Origin of the sequence: Peribacillus glennii (assembly GCF_003429105.1) — a bacterium.
In the GTDB taxonomy this organism is placed as follows: domain Bacteria; phylum Bacillota; class Bacilli; order Bacillales; family DSM-1321; genus Peribacillus; species Peribacillus glennii.
Window position 1 is genome coordinate 42,018 of sequence record NZ_QVTD01000007.1, and the last position, 19,516, is coordinate 61,533.

General features: G+C 40.9%; 20 protein-coding genes, 1 tRNA gene and 1 pseudogene. 6 read left to right on the forward strand and 16 right to left on the reverse strand.

The features are described from left to right. Nucleotides 1–133: 133 nt before the first annotated feature. From D0466_RS12530 to D0466_RS12550, 5 genes are all read right to left on the reverse strand, one after another. Complete coding sequence (locus D0466_RS12530; protein WP_117322923.1) at nt 134–1,471, reverse strand: glucose-6-phosphate isomerase; 1,338 nt, start codon at nt 1,469–1,471, stop codon at nt 134–136. A 216-nt stretch (nt 1,472–1,687) separates the two neighbouring features. Beyond that, nucleotides 1,688–2,179, reverse strand: a complete 492-nt coding sequence (locus D0466_RS12535; RefSeq protein WP_117322924.1) for a hypothetical protein — start codon at nt 2,177–2,179, stop codon at nt 1,688–1,690. 212 nt (nt 2,180–2,391) lie between these two features. Continuing rightward, nucleotides 2,392–3,285, reverse strand: coding sequence for a phosphogluconate dehydrogenase (NAD(+)-dependent, decarboxylating) (gnd, locus tag D0466_RS12540; RefSeq protein ID WP_117322925.1), 894 nt, complete (start codon nt 3,283–3,285; stop codon nt 2,392–2,394). Between the two features lie 197 nt (nt 3,286–3,482). Continuing rightward, on the reverse strand, nt 3,483–4,955 hold the full coding sequence (zwf, locus tag D0466_RS12545) for a glucose-6-phosphate dehydrogenase (protein WP_117322926.1): 1,473 nt from the start codon (nt 4,953–4,955) through the stop codon (nt 3,483–3,485). A 691-nt stretch (nt 4,956–5,646) separates the two neighbouring features. Then, nucleotides 5,647–6,012: a winged helix-turn-helix transcriptional regulator gene (locus D0466_RS12550; RefSeq protein WP_117322927.1), complete on the reverse strand. Its 366-nt coding sequence runs from the start codon at nt 6,010–6,012 to the stop codon at nt 5,647–5,649. 214 nt (nt 6,013–6,226) lie between these two features. On the opposite strand from D0466_RS12550, the gene hxlA reads away from it, so the two are divergent. Together hxlA and hxlB are read left to right on the forward strand one after the other, a co-directional pair. Then, nucleotides 6,227–6,859: a 3-hexulose-6-phosphate synthase gene (gene hxlA, locus D0466_RS12555; protein WP_101592847.1), complete on the forward strand. Its 633-nt coding sequence runs from the start codon at nt 6,227–6,229 to the stop codon at nt 6,857–6,859. A gap of 8 nt (nt 6,860–6,867) precedes the next feature. Further along, entirely contained in the window at nt 6,868–7,425 is a 558-nt protein-coding gene (hxlB, locus tag D0466_RS12560) for a 6-phospho-3-hexuloisomerase (RefSeq protein WP_101592846.1), read from the forward strand. 434 nt (nt 7,426–7,859) lie between these two features. Here the strand turns inward: hxlB and D0466_RS12565 are convergent, their stop codons facing one another. Together D0466_RS12565 and D0466_RS12575 are read right to left on the reverse strand one after the other, a co-directional pair. Beyond that, complete coding sequence (locus tag D0466_RS12565; RefSeq protein WP_117322928.1) at nt 7,860–8,225, reverse strand: winged helix-turn-helix transcriptional regulator; 366 nt, start codon at nt 8,223–8,225, stop codon at nt 7,860–7,862. A gap of 455 nt (nt 8,226–8,680) precedes the next feature. Next, nucleotides 8,681–8,914 (reverse strand): Atu4866 domain-containing protein, encoded by a 234-nt coding sequence (locus D0466_RS12575; RefSeq protein ID WP_117322940.1) that lies wholly within the window; start codon nt 8,912–8,914, stop codon nt 8,681–8,683. On the opposite strand from D0466_RS12575, the pseudogene D0466_RS12580 reads away from it, so the two are divergent. After that, nucleotides 8,886–9,330, forward strand: a pseudogene (locus D0466_RS12580) (helix-turn-helix domain-containing protein); the annotation flags it as partial. The gene D0466_RS12575 and the pseudogene D0466_RS12580 overlap by 29 nt on opposite strands. 286 nt (nt 9,331–9,616) lie before the next feature. Here D0466_RS12580 and groL read toward each other — a convergent pair. Both groL and groES read right to left on the reverse strand, forming a co-directional pair. Next, nucleotides 9,617–11,251, reverse strand: a complete 1,635-nt coding sequence (groL, locus tag D0466_RS12585) for a chaperonin GroEL (protein ID WP_117322929.1) — start codon at nt 11,249–11,251, stop codon at nt 9,617–9,619. A gap of 48 nt (nt 11,252–11,299) precedes the next feature. Then, complete coding sequence (groES, locus tag D0466_RS12590) at nt 11,300–11,584, reverse strand: co-chaperone GroES (protein WP_117322930.1); 285 nt, start codon at nt 11,582–11,584, stop codon at nt 11,300–11,302. A 397-nt stretch (nt 11,585–11,981) separates the two neighbouring features. Here groES and D0466_RS12595 point away from each other — a divergent pair, with 397 nt between their 5' ends. After that, nucleotides 11,982–12,716: a CPBP family intramembrane glutamic endopeptidase gene (locus D0466_RS12595; RefSeq protein ID WP_117322931.1), complete on the forward strand. Its 735-nt coding sequence runs from the start codon at nt 11,982–11,984 to the stop codon at nt 12,714–12,716. Continuing rightward, entirely contained in the window at nt 12,713–12,919 is a 207-nt protein-coding gene (locus D0466_RS12600; RefSeq protein ID WP_117322932.1) for a YdiK family protein, read from the forward strand. Before D0466_RS12595 ends, D0466_RS12600 begins: the two co-directional genes overlap by 4 nt. Before the next feature lie 36 nt (nt 12,920–12,955). Here the strand turns inward: D0466_RS12600 and D0466_RS12605 are convergent, their stop codons facing one another. Together D0466_RS12605 and moaC are read right to left on the reverse strand one after the other, a co-directional pair. After that, nucleotides 12,956–13,627, reverse strand: a complete 672-nt coding sequence (locus D0466_RS12605) for a redox-sensing transcriptional repressor Rex (protein WP_117322933.1) — start codon at nt 13,625–13,627, stop codon at nt 12,956–12,958. A 42-nt stretch (nt 13,628–13,669) separates the two neighbouring features. Next, nucleotides 13,670–14,170, reverse strand: a complete 501-nt coding sequence (gene moaC, locus D0466_RS12610) for a cyclic pyranopterin monophosphate synthase MoaC (protein WP_117322934.1) — start codon at nt 14,168–14,170, stop codon at nt 13,670–13,672. A 138-nt stretch (nt 14,171–14,308) separates the two neighbouring features. Here moaC and D0466_RS12615 point away from each other — a divergent pair, with 138 nt between their 5' ends. Further along, nucleotides 14,309–16,234, forward strand: a complete 1,926-nt coding sequence (locus tag D0466_RS12615) for an ABC-F family ATP-binding cassette domain-containing protein (protein WP_117322935.1) — start codon at nt 14,309–14,311, stop codon at nt 16,232–16,234. A 255-nt stretch (nt 16,235–16,489) separates the two neighbouring features. Here the strand turns inward: D0466_RS12615 and tsaD are convergent, their stop codons facing one another. The 5 genes from tsaD to D0466_RS12640 all read right to left on the reverse strand — a co-directional run bounded on the left by tsaD (nt 16,490) and on the right by D0466_RS12640 (nt 19,394). After that, a complete protein-coding gene (gene tsaD / locus D0466_RS12620; protein WP_117322936.1) occupies nt 16,490–17,512 on the reverse strand; it encodes a tRNA (adenosine(37)-N6)-threonylcarbamoyltransferase complex transferase subunit TsaD in 1,023 nt (340 codons plus the stop codon). Then, nucleotides 17,512–17,961: a ribosomal protein S18-alanine N-acetyltransferase gene (gene rimI / locus D0466_RS12625; RefSeq protein WP_117322941.1), complete on the reverse strand. Its 450-nt coding sequence runs from the start codon at nt 17,959–17,961 to the stop codon at nt 17,512–17,514. The genes tsaD and rimI overlap by 1 nt, the downstream gene beginning before the upstream one ends. 47 nt (nt 17,962–18,008) lie before the next feature. Then, nucleotides 18,009–18,701 (reverse strand): tRNA (adenosine(37)-N6)-threonylcarbamoyltransferase complex dimerization subunit type 1 TsaB, encoded by a 693-nt coding sequence (tsaB, locus tag D0466_RS12630; RefSeq protein WP_117322937.1) that lies wholly within the window; start codon nt 18,699–18,701, stop codon nt 18,009–18,011. After that, complete coding sequence (tsaE, locus tag D0466_RS12635; protein ID WP_117322938.1) at nt 18,698–19,153, reverse strand: tRNA (adenosine(37)-N6)-threonylcarbamoyltransferase complex ATPase subunit type 1 TsaE; 456 nt, start codon at nt 19,151–19,153, stop codon at nt 18,698–18,700. Before tsaE ends, tsaB begins: the two co-directional genes overlap by 4 nt. Nucleotides 19,154–19,320: 167 nt before the next feature. Then, nucleotides 19,321–19,394, reverse strand: a tRNA-Met gene (locus D0466_RS12640). Nucleotides 19,395–19,516: the final 122 nt, after the last annotated feature.

Consider the following 19,516-nt stretch of genomic DNA (forward strand, 5'->3'; position numbering starts at 1 on the left):
TTCCTACTATAAACAGTTCCGCAAAAATTTTTTACAACATAAAAATATTATTAGATCATCGATCTAGTGTACTCTTTTGTAAACAAATGAAAAACAACGTCCGTTTTATTGTGTAACCCGCAATTGAGAGGAGTCATTTAGATAAACGCTCCAGGATAGCAGCTCTTTCTGCTTCATACCCAGGTTTGCCAAGTAAAGCAAACATATTTTTTTTGTATGCTTCGACTCCTGGCTGGTCAAATGGGTTAACTCCTAACAGATGACCACTGATCCCGCATGCCTTCTCAAAAAAGTAAACCATCTCACCGTATGTGTATTCATTCATTTCATCCAATTCAATCACGAGATTAGGTACTTCCCCATCTGTATGGGCTATAAGGGTACCCTGAAATGCACTTTTGTTGACTTCATCCATTGTCTTACCCGTTAAGAAGTTTAATCCATCGACATTTCTCGGATCACCCTGAATGGTCACATCAATTCGAGGTTTTTTAACCTGTATAACTGTTTCTATAAGATTTCGTCGGCCTTCTTGTACATATTGGCCCATTGAATGCAAATCCGTTGAAAAATCGACGGAAGCAGGAAAAAGCCCTTTTTGATCTTTTCCTTCACTTTCTCCAAACAGTTGCTTCCACCATTCCGATACGTAGTGCAGGGATGGCTCATAGTTAACAAGCAGTTCAATGGCTTTCCCCTTTTTGTAGAGTGCATTTCGCACGGCAGCATACTGATAGCTCTCATTTGTCAATAAATCAGGATTGTTGTATTTACGAGCAGCCGCTGCCGCACCTTCCATCATTGTATCAATATCAAGGCCTGCTACGGCAATTGGGAAGAGACCAACTGCTGTCAGCACAGAATACCTTCCGCCTACGTCATCCGGAATAACGAACGTTTCATATCCTTCTTCATCCGCAAGTTTTTTTAATGCGCCTTTTTCCTTATCTGTAGTAGCAAAAATACGTTTTCTTGCCTCTTCTTTTCCGTATTTTTTCTCCATATAGTCACGGAAAATACGGAAAGCAAGGGCTGGCTCTGTCGTTGTTCCTGATTTAGAAATGACGTTAACAGAGATATCTTTCCCCTCTAATAGCTCAAATAAATGAGAGATATAAGTAGAACTGATATTCTGACCGGCAAAATAAATATGTGTATTATTGTCCATCTGGTTATGAAAGGTATGGGACAGAGCTTCTATAGCCGATCTTGCCCCTAGATACGAGCCACCAATACCAATTACAATCAGTGCGTCTGAATGATTCCTGATTCTTTCAGCAGCTTGTTTAATTCTCTCGAATTCACTTTTATCATAGTTTAGTGGCAAATCAACCCAACCAAGATAATCAGAGCCTGGGCCTGTTTTTTCATGAAGCCTTTGATGGGTCACTTTTACAAATTCACTTAGATTTTCTACTTCACTTTTTTCCATAAATGCTAATGCATTGGAGTAATCAAACGAAATAGTCATACAGTACTTCCCCTTTCGCTCAACTTTAACTTAGCTATATCAATCGGAAATCCTTCTCCATGTAAAAGGGATCTCTCGGCATATTAAACGTAGTACATTCTTCTTCGCTGCAGTAAGTAAGGGAAGTTCTTTAATGACTCCCCTAGCTATTTTCATAAAAGCATTAGTGCTTAATTTTTCATAGCGTACAGAGAGAATAGGTAGTATCAAGAATTCTCAATGCTCCCTCTCTACTTTGGCACTTAATATCTCTTCGGTTTTGATTTCAAGCAATCTTTCCAGGAATCTTATCGTTCCTAATACTTTTCGAGTGTCTCCCTCATTTTGAACATTCTCCTTTTTCTTTTGTTGGATCAGTTCATTTATTACTTGGTTGAACGCATTGGTTTTTAAAAGCCATTCTCCTACCAGAAGCTTAGTTGAGTCTCTCTCGTGTTCGGTTTTGACAGCAAATAAACTTTCCGTATCTGTCTCTCTTAACGTGATGGAATTAAAATCTTCGTTCATTCGAATCCGAAAATAATTCTTTGCACTATCGTAATAATTTCCATCCCTTAGTAGAAAATACTCTACCCCTAATTCTATTTCATAACAGGTGTCATTATCCGATGGGGAGTGGATTTCTTTTATTTCAATATTCTTCACCCTATCTAAATACATTTCTAAACCATATTGTGTGTTTACGATCTTTGCATCGAATATATTCATGAAGTCACTCCTTATTGTGTCTTGTATGTTCTTGAAACTATATATTGGCAGGAACGCAAAGCGGATCCCAGAGCTATAAATGACTTCCGAAAAATCAACCAAATCTAGGTATTATCAAATAAACTTCAGATATCTCAACGAATTCTTTTATATTCCAAAGACCCGGGATGTTGTCAACGTGATTCCAGATATCACAATTACAAGAGATAACCTTATGATTTTTCCACAGCATGTCCTCCAAATTCATTGCGAAGGGCAGCTACCACTTTACCTGTAAATGTATCACTCTCTAACGAACGGTAACGCATCAACAAGGACATTGCGATGACAGGGGTAGATACTTGCAAATCCAACGCTGTTTCTACAGTCCATTTTCCTTCACCGGAAGATTGCATGATTCCCTTGATTTCATTCAAGTTGGCGTCTTTGAAAAATGCACGCTCTGTCAATTCCATAAGCCAAGAACGGATGACAGAACCGTTATTCCACACTCTGGCCACTTGTTCGTAGTCAAAGTCGAATTCACTCTTCTCCAGTACTTCGAATCCTTCCCCAATCGCAGCCATCATTCCATATTCAATTCCATTGTGGACCATTTTTAAGTAGTGGCCACTACCAGATTTTCCAGCATATAAATACCCATTTTCTACAGCTGTATCTTTGAACATCGGTTCGATAATCCTCCATGCTTCAGCATCTCCGCCAACCATATAACAAGCACCGTTACGAGCACCTTCCATGCCCCCGGAAGTACCGGCATCCATAAAGCTCACACCAACTTTTTTCAATTGTTCGTAACGACGAATGGACTCCTTGTAATGCGAATTACCAGCTTCAATGACGATATCTCCTTCACTTAGAAATGGTGTGATTTCTTTGATAACTGAATCAACGACGGAGTGCGGGACCATAATCCAAACAATTCGTGGTTTTACTAATGATTGGACAAGATCCTGTAAACTGGATGCTCCTTCAACGCCGTATTTTTTTATTTCTTCAATAGCATTTGTATTTAGATCAAACGCCACTACATGGTGTTTGTTGTCAATTAAGTTTTTTCCTAAGTTCAGTCCCATTTTCCCTAATCCAATTAATCCTACTTTCACTTTTGTTTCCTCCTTTAAATTACAAAAAATAGCCTGTATTATTATGCTACCCATTTGTTGTTCTTCATGGTCTCCTTTTGGAACCATAAGGATTCAACAAATACTTTAAGTTCCCTGGGTAATCGAGTAACAATGACCGGTCAAATCCAACCCCGGTTTGCTCTCTTCATACCAATAGCATTCCAGGGAGGTGCGGATTAAACTTCCGCCCTAGTTTCCCACCATTTAAAACCATCCTCCTCCAATAATTGCGAAGCAGCTTGCGGCCCCATCGAACCGGCATGATATAGGTGGAGTGGAAGGGCATTTTCCTCAAACGCCTCTAAAACGGGCTGTACCCATTTCCAAGATAATTCAACTTCGTCCCAATGAGCAAAGAAGGTAGAATCACCGCGCAAAGCATCGAATATTAAGAGTTCATAAGCTTCCGGTATGTCTTTTGTACTTGCTGAGAAGTCAACAATTATCGGCTCCAAATTTCCATTTGTTAAATTTTTGCTATTTAATTGCATCGACACACCCTCATTTGGACTTACTTTGATAACTAATAGATTGGGTTCTGCAAACTGATTCTCGTTAGTATACACATTTTTCGTTGGATTCTTGAATTCAATCACAATCCGCGTCGACTTTTCCTTCATTCTTTTTCCTGTCCGGATATAAAATGGCACCCCATCCCAGAATGAACTATCAATCCATAAACGAGCAGCCACAAATGTATCGTTTGTGGAAGAAGCATTCACTCCAGGTTCTTCTAAATATCCGACTACAGGTTTACCCTTTATTTCCCCCGGTCCATATTGACCACGAACAACGTGGATACCTACAGTATCTTTCTGTACTCGCCGAAGAGAGTCCATAACTTTTCTCTTCACTGTACGGATATCGTTCGTGCTCATCTGTTTTGGCTGATGCATGGCCGTCATCATCAACAGCTGCATCATATGATTTTGGACCATATCACGAATAGCCCCTGCTTTTTCATAATAACTAGCTCTCTCTTCTACACCAACCGTTTCACTAGCCGTTATTTGCACATTGGCAATATACCGATTGTTCCATAGTGATTGCAGCACAGGGTTGGCAAATTCTAAAGCTTCAAGGTTTTGAACCATCGGTTTTCCAAGATAATGGTCAATCCTGAAAATTTCGTCTTCTTCAAAAGCTTTGCTTAGTTTTTCATTTAAATCTTGAGCAGATTTTAAATCACGCCCAAATGGTTTTTCGATCATTAATCGTTTCCATCCTTTTGTCGAGCCTAATCCACTCTCCTTGATGTTCAAAGCAATTACATCAAAGAATTCAGGAGCAACAGATAGATAGAACATTCGATTCTCTTTAATGTTCCGCTCTCTTTCATTTTGTTGAACGAGTTGGAGTAACTTTTTATACCCTTCAGCATTTGTTACATCTAATTGGCTATAACGAAATTGCATGGAAAATTCTTCTTTTTTGGATTTGTCATTTAACAAATGTCTGGAAAAAGTAAATAATGATTCTTTTATACGTGTTTGAAAATCCACATCAGACAATTCCTCTAAACCTACACCAATAACTAAAAAACTGTCAGACAATTTTCGATCCAGATATAAATTAAACAAGGCGGGGAAAATTTTTCTCTTGGCTAAATCTCCTGTCGCCCCAAATAATACAAAAGTCATAGAATCCACTTTTCATTCCTCCACTTCTTCAAAACATATTCAAAAAAAATGCCTTAATTTCTTTATTTCTAATACACAACAACAAGGATTTTCATTAATGCCTTATCCTACCTTTGAATGTAAGTTTCGTTTCACTCTCCCAACCTGTACGATAAAAATTATCTCTTAATTGAGCATGACCACATTTTGGGCTGGGACTCTCCTCTCGTAGATGTTTTGTTAAAGCAACAGCATGCATGCAAAAATTAATAAAAGCGTGTTGCTATATTTTATTGGAATACCGCTATATTCTAATGACCTATCATCATTGATATCCTTTTGATGCTCTAATTAGTTTGTTGTTTTTTACTTGCAGTATCCCCAAATCCAGCAATTACTTGAGCCAAATTAGTATATTATCTATGTTTTATTTTTGTAAGTACGCACTTTATTGACATATAGTTACATTTATATAACATAGTATAAAAAATAATACTATTGATAAGAATGTGAACTTGATCCTATACCAAGAGTAAAAAACCAAGGGCAGCGACTATACATAAATCGCTGCCCTTGGCTTTTTAGTTACTGATTCCTTTAATGAATGTTGTATTTTTTCTCCAATCTTATTTGATGCGTATCGATACGAGATAAAGTGAAACATCCTTTTGTAGGCTTTTACTGCCCGTTATTGCGAATCCTAAAAGAAGGGATTGTTTTTCTACTTGATAGCCTCTTTACTTTCTGCCTGGTTCCCAACGACATTCTCCATATAGTTTTTACCCCAATTATACATAGAATCAAGAATCGGCATCAGGCTTTTACCTTGTTCTGTCAGTGAATACTCCACTTTCGGAGGTACAATTGGATAAACTTCGCGATGAACAATCAAATCTTCTTCCAGCTCGCGAAGCTGGTTAACAAGCATTCTTTGGGTAATGCCCGGCATGAGAGCCTTCAGTTTACCAAAACGCTGGGTCCCTTCCTTGCCGAGGTGCCACAAAATAAGCATCTTCCATTTACCGCCAATAATAGAAAGGGTCAATTCCTTTTCACAGTTAAATGTTTTATCCTGTATCCTTGACATTCATATCACCTCCGACTTGTATTATAACCAATAGTATACTTTTTATCACTATGTAAAAATAAAGTGTGTACTTCCAATAATTTAACACACCCAGTAAAATGGCATCTGTAACATGGTTAAGGAGAACCTTGGTTACACTTGCCAAAGACCTAATTTTGGGAACTGGGCATTATTAATACTGTTATACAAAAAAATTATTAGGAGTGAAGTATAGATGGAATTACAATTAGCATTAGATTTAGTCAACATTCCACAAGCAATTGAACTGGTGAAAGAAGTGGAAGAGCATATTGATATCGTAGAAATCGGAACGCCGGTTGTTATTAATGAAGGTCTTAGAGCAGTAAAAGAAATGAAAGAAGCTTTCCCTTCATTAAAAGTGTTAGCAGACCTAAAAATTATGGATGCAGCCGGATATGAAGTCATGAAGGCTTCTGAAGCTGGCGCTGATATCATCACTATCCTTGGTGCAGCCGAAGATATGTCAATCAAAGGTGCTGTTGAAGAAGCTAAAAAACAAGGCAAAAAAATCCTTGTTGATATGATCGCTGTGAAGGATCTTGAAACTCGTGCTCAAGAAGTGGATGCATTTGGCGTTGACTACATCTGTGTGCACACTGGATACGATCTCCAAGCAGTTGGGAAAAATTCTTTTGAAGACCTTCAAACCATTAAACGTGTTGTTAAAAATGCAAAAACTGCAGTTGCAGGCGGCATTAAATTAGAAACACTTCCGGAAGTCATAAAAGCACAACCTGACCTTGTCATTGTTGGTGGCGGTATCACTGGACAAGCTGATATTAAAGGTGCAGCTGCCCAAATGCAAAAATTGGTTAAACAAGGCTAACCACCAATATGCAGACTACTCAATATTTAGCTGAAATCATAAAAGAACTTAATCGTACAGTAAACTTAATAGCTGACGAAGAAGCTGAAAAACTGGTTAACGGGATTCTTGAATCAGAGAAGGTCTTTGTAGCTGGTGCAGGAAGATCTGGGCTTATGGGTAAATCCTTTGCAATGCGAATGATGCACATGGGGATAGATGCTTATGTGATTGGCGAAACCGTAACCCCTAACTTTGAAAAAGATGATATTTTGATCATCGGATCAGGTTCAGGAGAAACAAAAAGTTTGGTCTCCATGGCTGCGAATGCAAAAAACATCGGTGGGACTATTGCAACAGCAACAATATTTCCTGAATCCACCATCGGGAAATTAGCGGATATCGCAATAAAATTGCCTGGCTCACCCAAAGACCAGTCAGAAGGCGACTATAAAACAATCCAGCCGATGGGCTCTCTTTTTGAGCAAACTCTCTTACTTTTTTACGATGCTGTGATCCTGAGGTTCATGGACAAAAAAGGCTTAGATACCAATACGATGTACGGCAAACATGCCAATTTGGAATAAAGTAGTAAACCATTTATCCAAATTAACAACATTAGTTTTCGGGCTTTCTAAACAATTAATGATAAGGTTCATTCTGAGAAGACACCAGCGAGTCAACGAAGATGTAAAATAAAAAAAACACTTTAAAATAATAATAGTCTTGTTCCCATCAAGTAGACAATGTTCAATTAGCGCGTGCCGATATTCAATTGGCGCGCGTTTTTTATTTTGTTTTGAGTTCGTTTGGTCATTGTGTTGTTCCCGTAAATCCTGTTCCTCCCTAGCCTTTTCTCACATTGTGGCTGAGTTGCTTTCCATTTATAATAGCTTGAACGTTTGATATAGCCGATTTCCAATAACATGGTGATAGGTACGTTCCCCTTAGTCACTGCACAAAAAAGACCACAAGTCTTGACTTTTTAACGTCTACTTGTGGTCTTTAGTTGGGAGGATTGCTATTTAATAGACGCACTTTTATTTGCTGGAGTGCCAATCACATTTTCCATATAGTTTTTTCCCCACTTGTACATAGAATCCAGAATCGGGAGCAAAGTATGTCCTTCTTCAGTTAGTGAATACTCTACTTTTGGCGGAACAACTGGGTATACTTGACGTTTTACAATAAAATCATCTTCCAGCTCCCGCAGCTGATTCACCAGCATTCTTTGCGTAATGCCCGGCATAAGGGCTTTTAATTCGCCAAACCGCTTGGTCAATTCTTTGCCTAAATGCCATAAAATAAGCATTTTCCACTTCCCGCCAATAACCGAAAGGGTCAATTCTTTTTCACAGTTAAATGTTTTGTCATGCATACGTGCCATTTGTTTCACCTCCACGACCACATATTATAACATATAGTATACTTTTCGACACTACGTAAAATAAAGTACGTACCTCCAATTATTTAACATATCCAGTTAACTGGCATCTGTAAGAAGGTTAGGACCATGGATACACTTGTCGGGAGACCTAAAGTGGGGAGCCGGGCATTTTCAATGCTGTTAAACAAAAAAATGATTTGGAGAGAAGTATAGATGGAATTACATTTAGCATAAGATTTAGTCAACATTCCACAAGCAGTTGTACTGGTTACAGAAGTGGAGAGCATTTCGATATGAAAAAGATGGATATATTAATCCTCGGATCCGGTTTCGGGGAAACAAAAAGCTTAGTTTCTATTGCTGAAAAAGCAAAAAAGCATTGACATTAAGAATGCAGCAGTAGCCCTTCCTCTTGTTTAGATGCCAAATACGCATATTCAGATTATGAGTTACTTTTATTCTTCTCGATAGAAAACCATTCCTGCATGATAAAAAATTCCATGTCGAAAATCACCATCTGCAGTAAAACCAGTATCATCTACATAATCGATATGATCGCCTGTAATTGTGTAACTTCCTTTATAAGCACTTTTTCTGTTTCCGCGAGCCTCATTGTATCGGTAGTTAGGCAGGAGTTCATGACGGATGTATCCGTCTTTCGTTATTCTTTTAGATGCACCAGAGGATATTCCCGTACTCGCACCTTTAGTGATCCGTGAAATTCTATACCGAATTCTACAAGATAAACAAGGTGATTCTGTAAAACAGACAGCCATGATCTGTAGTCATGCGCAGCGTATCGCCAAAGTGATTCATATCATAAAGCAAGATTTTGCTAAGCCTTTGCGCATTGAAGAACTAGCTTTAACTGCTAACATGAGTTCTTCATCTTGCATCATCATTTTAAACAAGTTACGGGATTGAGTCCTTTGCAATATCAAAAACAATTAAGGTTACAAGAGGCTCGTCGCCTCATGCTTTCTGAGACAGAGGACGCTGCAAATGCTGCATTCAAGTTGGATATGAGAGTCCTTCTCAATACAGTCGTGAATATGCTCGATTGTTTGGTCTGCCTCCTTTCAGCGATATAAAACGCTTTCGTTAATCATAACTCTTCACTTGTCCCTTTTGATTGAAGCAGGTGTAGCAGTATAGGAGATTAAGGAGAATTCATGACATTCAGCATTAATGGAACTATGATGTTTCTGCTCATACACTGCCAACAATGAAGAAAAGGCCTCCCACCAGTTCATTAAACTGATGAAAGACCTTCTCTAATATAATGAGCTTTTAGTTTATAGAATGAGCATTTTTTACTCACTATGAGTAAATGCATGAGCATTCATTCTTCTTCCACTTAAAAACTCCTATATATCAAGGCTTTATGATGCTTACATCATGCCGCCCATTCCGCCCATGCCGCCCATATCAGGCATTCCGCCGCCGACTGGGTTTTCTTCAGGCTTGTCAGCGACAACTGCTTCAGTTGTCAAGAACATAGCCGCTACAGATCCAGCGTTTTGCAGGGCGTAGCGAGTTACTTTCGTAGGGTCTACGATACCAGCTTCGATCATGTTTACCCATTCGCCAGTAGCTGCATTGAAGCCAGTGCCTACTTCTTCGCGCTTTAAGCGTTCAACGATGACTGAACCTTCAAGTCCTGCATTGTGAGCGATTTGGCGTACAGGCTCTTCGATTGCACGCAATACGATGTTAACGCCTGTTGCTTCGTCGCCTTCTAATTGAATAGCAGCCACTTTATTGTACACGTTAAGAAGAGCAGTTCCACCGCCTGAAACGATTCCTTCTTCAACCGCTGCGCGTGTAGAGTTCAAAGCGTCTTCGATGCGAAGTTTGCGCTCTTTTAATTCTGTTTCAGTAGCAGCACCAACTTTGATTACCGCTACGCCGCCAGCTAATTTCGCAAGGCGTTCTTGCAGTTTTTCACGGTCGAATTCGGAAGTAGTTTCTTCCAATTGAACGCGGATTTGGCTAACACGGGCTTGGATTGCAGCCGTTTCGCCTGCGCCTTCGACAATTGTAGTGTTTTCTTTAGATACGACAACTTTAGAAGCGCGTCCCAAAGATTGGATAGTTGCAGATTTAAGGTCAAGTCCGACTTCTTCAGTGATCACTTCACCGCCAGTTAAAGCAGCGATGTCTTCCAGCATAGCCTTACGGCGGTCACCGAAACCAGGAGCTTTAACAGCTACTGCGTTGAATGTACCACGAAGCTTGTTCACAACAAGAGTTGCCAATGCTTCACCTTCAACATCTTCAGCAATCAACAATAGCGGCTTGCCTTGTTGAACGACTTGTTCAAGGACAGGAAGGATTTCCTGGATGCTTGCAATTTTCTTGTCAGTAATCAAGATATATGGATTTTCTAAGACAGCTTCCATTTTATCTGAATCTGTTACCATGTATGGAGATGCATATCCACGGTCGAATTGCATACCTTCTACTACATCAAGCTCAGTAGTGAAGCCTTTGGATTCTTCGATTGTGATAACACCGTCATTTCCAACGCGCTCCATAGCTTCAGCAATCAATTGGCCCACTTCTTCATCAGCTGAAGAAATAGCCGCAACCTGTGCGATAGATGCTTTGCCTTCGATAGGCTTGGAAATAGCTTTTAATTCTTCGATAGCAGCGTTTACCGCTTTTTCGATCCCTTTGCGTATACCCATTGGATTAGCGCCTGCTGTTACGTTCTTAAGTCCTTCACGGATCATCGCCTGGGCAAGAACTGTTGCAGTTGTTGTACCGTCACCGGCAACATCATTTGTCTTGCTTGCTACTTCAGCTACAAGCTTTGCTCCCATGTTTTCGAAAGCGTCTTCCAATTCGATTTCCTTTGCGATTGTTACACCGTCATTGGTGATAAGCGGAGAACCGAATTTCTTTTCAAGTACCACGTTGCGTCCTTTTGGTCCAAGAGTTACTTTTACTGCATTCGCAAGGGCGTCCACACCGCGAAGCATGGAACGGCGAGCGTCTTCACTAAATTTAATATCTTTAGCCATTTATGAATACCTCCCAGAATTTAATAAATCAGTTAAGTATGTTTGCAATTAGCCGATTACAGCCAAGATGTCGCTTTCACGTAAAATTAAGTATTCAGTACCTTCATATTTCACTTCAGTGCCTGCATATTTTGAGAAGATGATTTTATCGCCTTGTGCAACCTCCAAGGCAACACGTTCGCCGTTTTCAAGCACGCGGCCTGTTCCAACAGCTACTACTCTGCCTTCTTGCGGCTTTTCTTTCGCAGTATCCGGCAATACGATACCGCTAGCTGTCTTTTCTTCAGATTCAACCAGTTCAATTACCACGCGATCACCTAATGGTTTTAACAAGTGAAACAACCTCCTCGGGATTCTTTGAATATTGTTCTGAAATTTGTTAGCACTCTATAACCTCGAGTGCTAACACAATTATTATATTAAATAAATCATTGCTTTTTTGCAAGCCTGAAGATAAAAAAATTCTCATTAATTTCCTGAAAAAATTCGGGAGCATAAAAAAGGATCCATCTCGTTTTTAGAAAAAAGAATGGGCTGCGATTCATACATTGGAGTTATGATGGGAAATTTGATACCCTTTAGGTTAGGGCCTAACTATTATGACCATAATTTCCTTTTGGCAACCATGTTTTTCTATTTGAAATAACGCGGCATCCAACATCAACCCCCGGATGTTCGTATAAAATAAATACGCAGGCGTCACCACCATCCATTAAAGGAGAAATATTAGTTGAAGAGAGAGTACTGGTTTGTAATCATCACCTATATCGCAATGCAATTATCAACCATTGTGGGGGTGCCCATCCTGACCGTTATCGGATTGAAACTCGGATATCCGGCAGATGAGGTCGCCATGAAATCTGGGGCATACTGGATTGTCATCAGTTTTTTTGTGGCACTCCTGCTCGTTCTATTCTTTATGCGGGAAGATATGAAGAATGATGTCAACGTTAGGAATAAGGCTTCAATTCCCGTCTCAGTGGGATGGGCGATTGCCGGTGTATTTCTTGCCCTTTTTTCCCAATCGATTGCAGGTGCGATTGAACAAATGCTTGGCATAAAACCCGGATCTGAGAACACCCAGCAAATCCTTTCACTCATTGAACACGTCCCCTTGGTGATTTTTGTAAGCTCTGTCATTGGGCCTATTCTGGAGGAAATCATTTTCAGAAAAATAATATTTGGTTCCCTGTATAAACGATTTAATTTTTTTATTTCGGCTTTCATAAGCTCAGTCATTTTTGGCCTCGCGCATTTTGAATTGGTCCACATCCTCTTGTATTCAGCAATGGGTTTCACCTTTGCTTTTTTATATGTCAGGACAAAACGGATCCTTGTCCCCATTTTTGCCCATATAGCGATGAACACGTTGGTTGTTGTTTTTCAGTCGGTTTATCGGGATGATATTGAAAAGATGGTTCGGGAAATGGAAAATGCAATGGCCTTCATCGGAGGTTTACTATGAGACGCTCACCATTAACAGCAGGATTACTTTACTTGGGTTTAGGGGTACTGTTTACCATTTTCGCCGTTCAGAATGTTTCTGAGTCCGGCTGGGGATTTTTCTCTTATCTATTCGTGATCCTGGCCACCCTCGATTTTGGCTCCGGGATTCGCATGATCATGCTGCATATTAAAATAAAATCCATCCAAAAGAATAAGAAGTAAACAAAAACGCTGCCCCATACGAAGGCAGCGTTTTGTTTACTTATCGGTTGAAACGGTCTCTTCTTGCTCCGCTACCGGGTAATGCTTTAAGAAATAGACCAATGATTGCAGTTCAACAGCGAGGTCGATATGGTGAATCCTGATTGAGGAAGGCACATTCAGCCTTGCAGGTGTGAAATTCAGGATGCCTTTTATTTCTGACTGGACCAGCCTGTCCGTAATCGGCTGCGCTACCTGTGCCGGAACTGTTAATATGGCAACAGTCACGTTTTGTTCCTCCAGCCTTTTTTCAATCTCGTCCATATGGTAAACAGGCACATCCCCTATTTTTGTTCCTACCTTATTTTCGTCAACATCAAAGGCCATTTCAATCTTTGTATTATTATTCTTTAAAAAGTTGTAATTTAAAAATGCGGTTCCGAGATTCCCTACACCGATCAATGCAACTTCCGTCAATTCATCCTGGTCAAGCGTTTTTCTGAAGAAGGACAACAGGTAATTTACATTGTAGCCATACCCTTTTTTCCCAAGAGCGCCAAAGTAGGAGAAATCCCGCCTGATCGTCGCAGAATCAACTTTTACAGCTTCGCTAAGCTCTGCGGAAGAAACTCTTTGTTTCCCTGATGAATGAAGATTTTGCAAAAAGCGATAGTATAATGGCAGCCTTTTGGCCGTTGCTTGCGGAATCCTCATTGGTTCCTGGTTCATTGTTTTCCCCCGCTTTCTTACATCTTTCCTCCGTATGGACCGTCATTCTTTTTGATTGATTTGCCGTTTATAGTCTGGGCTCGATACTCCGCCTGTCTTCTCTACTAAATAGGTTGGGCCTATGACCATTCCCTTATCGACAGCCTTGCACATGTCGTATACGGTAAGTGCGGTAACAGACGCTGCTGTTAGCGCTTCCATTTCTACTCCTGTACTTCCTTTTGTCTTAGCTGTAACGGTAATCACCAGCCGATGGCCACGTTTTTCTTTTTCCCACTGAAAAGATATGTTAACCCCTGAGAGCGGGATTGGATGGCACATCGGGATTATGGTAGAAGTACTTTTGCTTGCCATTATGCCTGCAACCTGAGCCACAGCAAGGACGTCCCCTTTTTTCATGGTATTCGCAGCAATACTTTCAAATATTTCATCATTCAATAATATACTTGATTGCGCGATGGCAGTCCGCACGGTCTCTGGCTTATCGCTGACATCGACCATCTTCGCCCTGCCTTGCTCGTTAAAATGCGTAAATTCAGCCAAAATGAACACCTCTCAAATTGATAATACACTATTTCTCCATTTTTGTGTGAAGATTGTTGACTTTTTCACAAATCAGCCCTGTTGGCGAGATAAGCCTCAATGAGTTACACTATTAATATTGCATTAGAGGTGAAAATAATGATTTTATTGCAGATCAATCAATTATCCAAATATTATGGTGCAGAGCTTATTTTATCCAAAATCAAGCTGGAAGTACAAAATAGAGATAGAGTTGCATTAGTTGGCCGCAATGGAGCCGGTAAGTCCACACTTCTCAAAATCATCGCCGGGCAAATGTCCTTCGATAGCGGTGAATTGATCCGACCTAAGGGTGTTACAATCGGGTACCTCGCACAGGATACAGGACTGGAATCGAATCTTTCCATTTGGGATGAGATGTTGACGGTTTTCTCCGGGCTTCTTCTAAAGGAAAAGGAACTAAGAAGACTGGAAGAAATGATGGCAGATCCATATATTTTTCAAAACGAAGTTTCCTATCAAAAGGTGTTGAAGGAGTACGATGAATTGCAGCATTCCTTCAAGGATCAGGGAGGTTATCAGTATGAGGCAGATATCCGTTCTGTCCTTCACGGCCTGCAATTTGCCGACCATGATGTCTCAACCCCGATTTCCACTTTGAGCGGCGGCCAAAAAACGAGGCTGGCCCTCGGGAAACTACTGCTAAAGAAACCTGATATCCTCATACTCGATGAGCCGACGAACCATTTAGACATCGAAACCCTTTCCTGGCTTGAGCAATATCTTCAAGGATATCATGGGGCTGTCCTGATTGTATCACATGACCGCTATTTTCTTGATAAAGTAGTCAATCAGGTATATGAAATCTCCCGCAATGCCATCAAAAAGTTCCACGGCAACTTTAGTAGCTACTTGGTGAAAAAAGCGGAAGATTATGAAAGGGACCTGAAACAATATGAAAAACAACAGGAAGAAATCGAAAAGCTACGTGATTTTGTGCAGAAAAACATCACGAGGGCCTCTACCACAAAACGCGCACAGAGCCGCAGAAAGCAATTAGAAAAAATGGATGTCCTGGACAAGCCCCAGGGAGATGAAAAATCCGCCACTTTTTCATTTGAAATAGAACGGCAAAGCGGCAATGAAGTGTTGAACATACATGATTTGGCCATTGGCTATGAACAGGACACCATTTCAAGAAATATTTCATTGAGGATTACAAAAGGAGACAGCATCGCTCTCGTTGGCCCAAACGGTGTAGGGAAGTCGACACTGCTTAAGACGTTGATCGGGAAGCTACATCCGAGGGATGGAGAATTCCGTTTCGGGACAAATGTCCAAGTAAGCTATTATGACCAGGAACAGGCTGAACTTTTTTCAAATAAGCGTGTACTTAACGAATTATGGGACGAACACCCGCTTAAACCGGAAAAAGAAATCCGTACCATTCTTGGTAATTTCCTGTTTTCAGGCGATGATGTCCTAAAAACAGTTTCTACTTTAAGCGGCGGTGAAAAGGCTCGGCTTGCCCTCGCAAAAATCATGATGGAAAAAGGCAATCTTCTGATTTTGGACGAGCCCACAAACCATTTGGACCTTGACAGCAAAATGGTTCTGGAGAATGCACTTATCGATTACCCGGGAACCATTCTTTTCGTTTCCCACGACCGGTATTTCATCAACCGGATAGCTACTAAAGTAATTGAGCTTTCAAACAATGGCAGTGAGGAATTCTTGGGAGATTATGATTACTATATAGATAAAAAACAGGAACAGGCTGAGATCATGGAGCTTGAACAGGCTTCAAACAGTGTCAACGCAGGAAAACCAGATGAAAAAACAAATTATAAAGTTGATAAAGAAGCAAAAAAGCTCGAAAGGCAGCGAAAACGAAGGTTAGATGAAGTAGAGCTGGCGATGGAGAAACTGGAGGATGAAATTAAACAGTGTAATGACGCACTTTGTAGTCCCGAAGTTTTTAAGGATCATGAGAAAGTCCAACAAATACAGGAAAAATTGGACAAAGCACAAACGGAACTTGATTTGTTCATGGAGGAATGGGCTGAACTGGAAGAATTGGTATAAATACAAACCGGAGTCCGAAAGGCTCCGGTTTTTTTAGGACTTATTAACAAGTTATCCACTGATTTATCAACATATTCATACCTTATCCCGCAGCAAATAAATAAGTTTTCCACATTATCCACATTTTTTATCCTACTTATCCACAAAAATGCTTATTTATGCACAGGAGGTTTTGGTTTCCATTTTATTTTATCCACATATTGACTTCATATTGCCAAGTGAGCAATATAAAAAAGCCTGTTCCTATGAACAGACTCAAAACATGGATTGCTCTATATCAAGACCTGGATTCCCATTAAGGGCAAGGCTTGACCTCTTTCCTTTTTGAAACAGGACACTGCCTGCAGCAGCAATCATTGCCGCATTATCCGTACATAAATATAAAGGTGGGACAACCAGTTCAATATCTGACAAGGATTCAAACCCATCAGTGAGCGCCGCCCGAAGGCCTTTGTTAGCTGCAACCCCGCCCGCCAACAACACTTGCTTCACATCATACGCCTGGGCAGCCTGGAGCGTTTTTGTCACAAGCACCTCAATCACACTCTCCTGGAAGCTTGCCGCAAGATCTGCTGGTTCAATATTCTCCCCTCGCTGTTCAGCATTGTGCAGTGTATTGATAACGGCTGATTTTAAACCGCTGAAGCTAAAGTCATACGAGCCTTCAAGCCAGGCACGGGGAAGCTTCAAGCTGGGATTGCCTTCATGGGCAAGGCGGTCAATGTGCGGGCCGCCCGGATATGGAAGATGTAACGTTCGCGCCACCTTGTCATATGCTTCTCCTGCCGCATCATCCCTTGTTTCACCGATCACCGTAAAATCGCCATGCTCCTTTAGCAGTACCAATTCCGTATGCCCGCCTGAAACCACCAATGATAAAGCCGGGAATTTCATCTCGGTAACGAGCCGGTTTGCATATATATGTCCAGCAATATGATGGACACCGACGAGCGGTATGTTATGCGCAAAAGCAATAGCCTTTGCCGCATTTACACCAATCAGAAGGGCCCCGACCAGGCCAGGGCCTTCAGTAACGGCAATGGCATCAATATCACTATACCCAATACCTGCCTGATTGAGAGCTTCCTCCAGGACAATAGTCATTTGTTCCACATGGTGTCTGGATGCTATTTCAGGTACCACCCCGCCAAAGCGTTTATGGCTTTCAATCTGGGATGCGACTACATTGCTCAGGATTTCTTTTCCATTTTTAATAACTGCTGCCGCTGTTTCATCACAGCTAGTTTCAATTCCTAAGATGATTTGATCTTTCTCCACTATATATTCACCCACATTACATAAGCATCTTCTTTATTATCCGTGTAATAATTTTTGCGGATACCGCCTTTTTGAAAACCAAGTTTCTTATAGAGGGATTGAGCCACTAAGTTGCTAACCCGAACCTCGAGGGTCATCCTCGTAACTCCCATGCTCTTGGAGAGCTCCATCATCTTAAGCAGCAAAGCTTCCCCCAATTTCCTTCCTCTATACTCCGGCAGCACAGCAATATTCGTTATGTGGGATTCATCCATCACGATCCATGCTCCACAATATCCTGCAATCCTGCCGCCATCTTCCAATACAAGGTACCTGGCAAACTGGTTATGATAAAGCTCATTATAAAAAGCTTCCCTGCTCCACGGTAAAGTGAATGACTGCATCTCTACAATCATCACCTGGTCGATGTCCTCTTCTCTCATGAACCGAAATGTCATTGTTTTACTCATTGAAATCGGTCTCTTCCTTTTTATATATTTTGATGTAAGATATGCAATCAATCCCGTTGCTGCCCCAACCATTTTGCCTCTGCTTCTGCGAGCCGGACGTAGTTTGGTACAAAGGAATGGATATCTTCCCCTTCCTTTTCCATCCCCAATAATGCAAGCTCACCCGGTCTAGGGTTATATAAGGCAGGCGGTGCGAAAAACGCAGCATCACCCAGAATATTTTGTAGAGCCTCTTTGTGCAGCGGCGTATCGTTGCCAATAAATAAAACAGGCTGGTTATATTGCTTGATCTTGCCTGCCCACTCGGTCGCCAGCATATTAGTATCTTCTAAAATCGTTTCAAGGCGATTACCATTAAAGCGATATAATCCTGTAAAAATCTGTCCTCTTCTCGCATCGAATAAGGGCGAGACAATTCCAGTGAAATAACGGCCATTCGCTGCTAGGAATTCTAGACTGGATACACCCGCTAAAGGGATGTTAAGTGTCCAGGCTAACGTCTTGGCAATGGTTACGCCAATCCGGACACCGGTATAGGAGCCCGGTCCCCTGGCCACCACTATTTTTTTAAGATCGGCTGTTTTTAGATCACAATCGCCTACTAACCGTTCAATCGCAGGCATAACCCGCAATGAATGATTTTTCTTGATATTAGTAATATATTCGCCAATCACTTGGTCCCCTTTGGCCAAGGCAATTCCTAAAGAAAAATTGGATGTGTCAATTGCTAATACCGTCATGAAACAATCTCCTTACATAAGCTTACATATCTTTCGCCACGTGGTTCCAATACCAGGCGCCTGCTTGTCTCGCCAATCCGGAATATATAAATCGTCAATAAATGTTCGGGAAGCTGATCTTTTATCAGATGGGCCCATTCAATGACAGTTACACCTTCCCCTTCCAAATATTCCTCAAACCCCAAATCCTCCCCTGCATCGCTAACACGATACACATCCATATGGTATAAAGGAAGAATCCCCTGATATTCTTTAATAATCGTAAAAGTAGGGCTATTGACATTTCTGGTTACTCCCAGACCGGAAGCGATTCCTTTGGTAAATGCCGTTTTTCCGGCACCTAAATCCCCTTCCAAGGCAATTACATCTCCCTCATGGAGCCTTCCCGCCAATTTTTTTGCAAATTGACCTGTCTCATCCTCATTATTTGAGATGAATTCGAACTGCTGCATACAATCTTCACCTTTATCTATTATTCAACTTACACAATGGACAAAAATCCGTCGGAATTCAAGCTTATAGTTAGTTTACCTTTTTTTATGTAAAGAAACAAATACTCACGATTTATCATTTTTTAGGCAAAAAAAAAAAGCGAAACCAAGTTTCGCTTTTTCTTTGATTGCGGGGACAGGATTTGAACCTGCGACCTTCGGGTTATGAGCCCGACGAGCTACCAGACTGCTCCACCCCGCGATGATAAAAATGATACATTTTTGTTTATGCACATAATTATATTATGCAGTTAAATAACAATTATACATAAAATAACTATAAGCTTGGCGACGTCCTACTCTCACAGGGGGAGAACCCCCAAC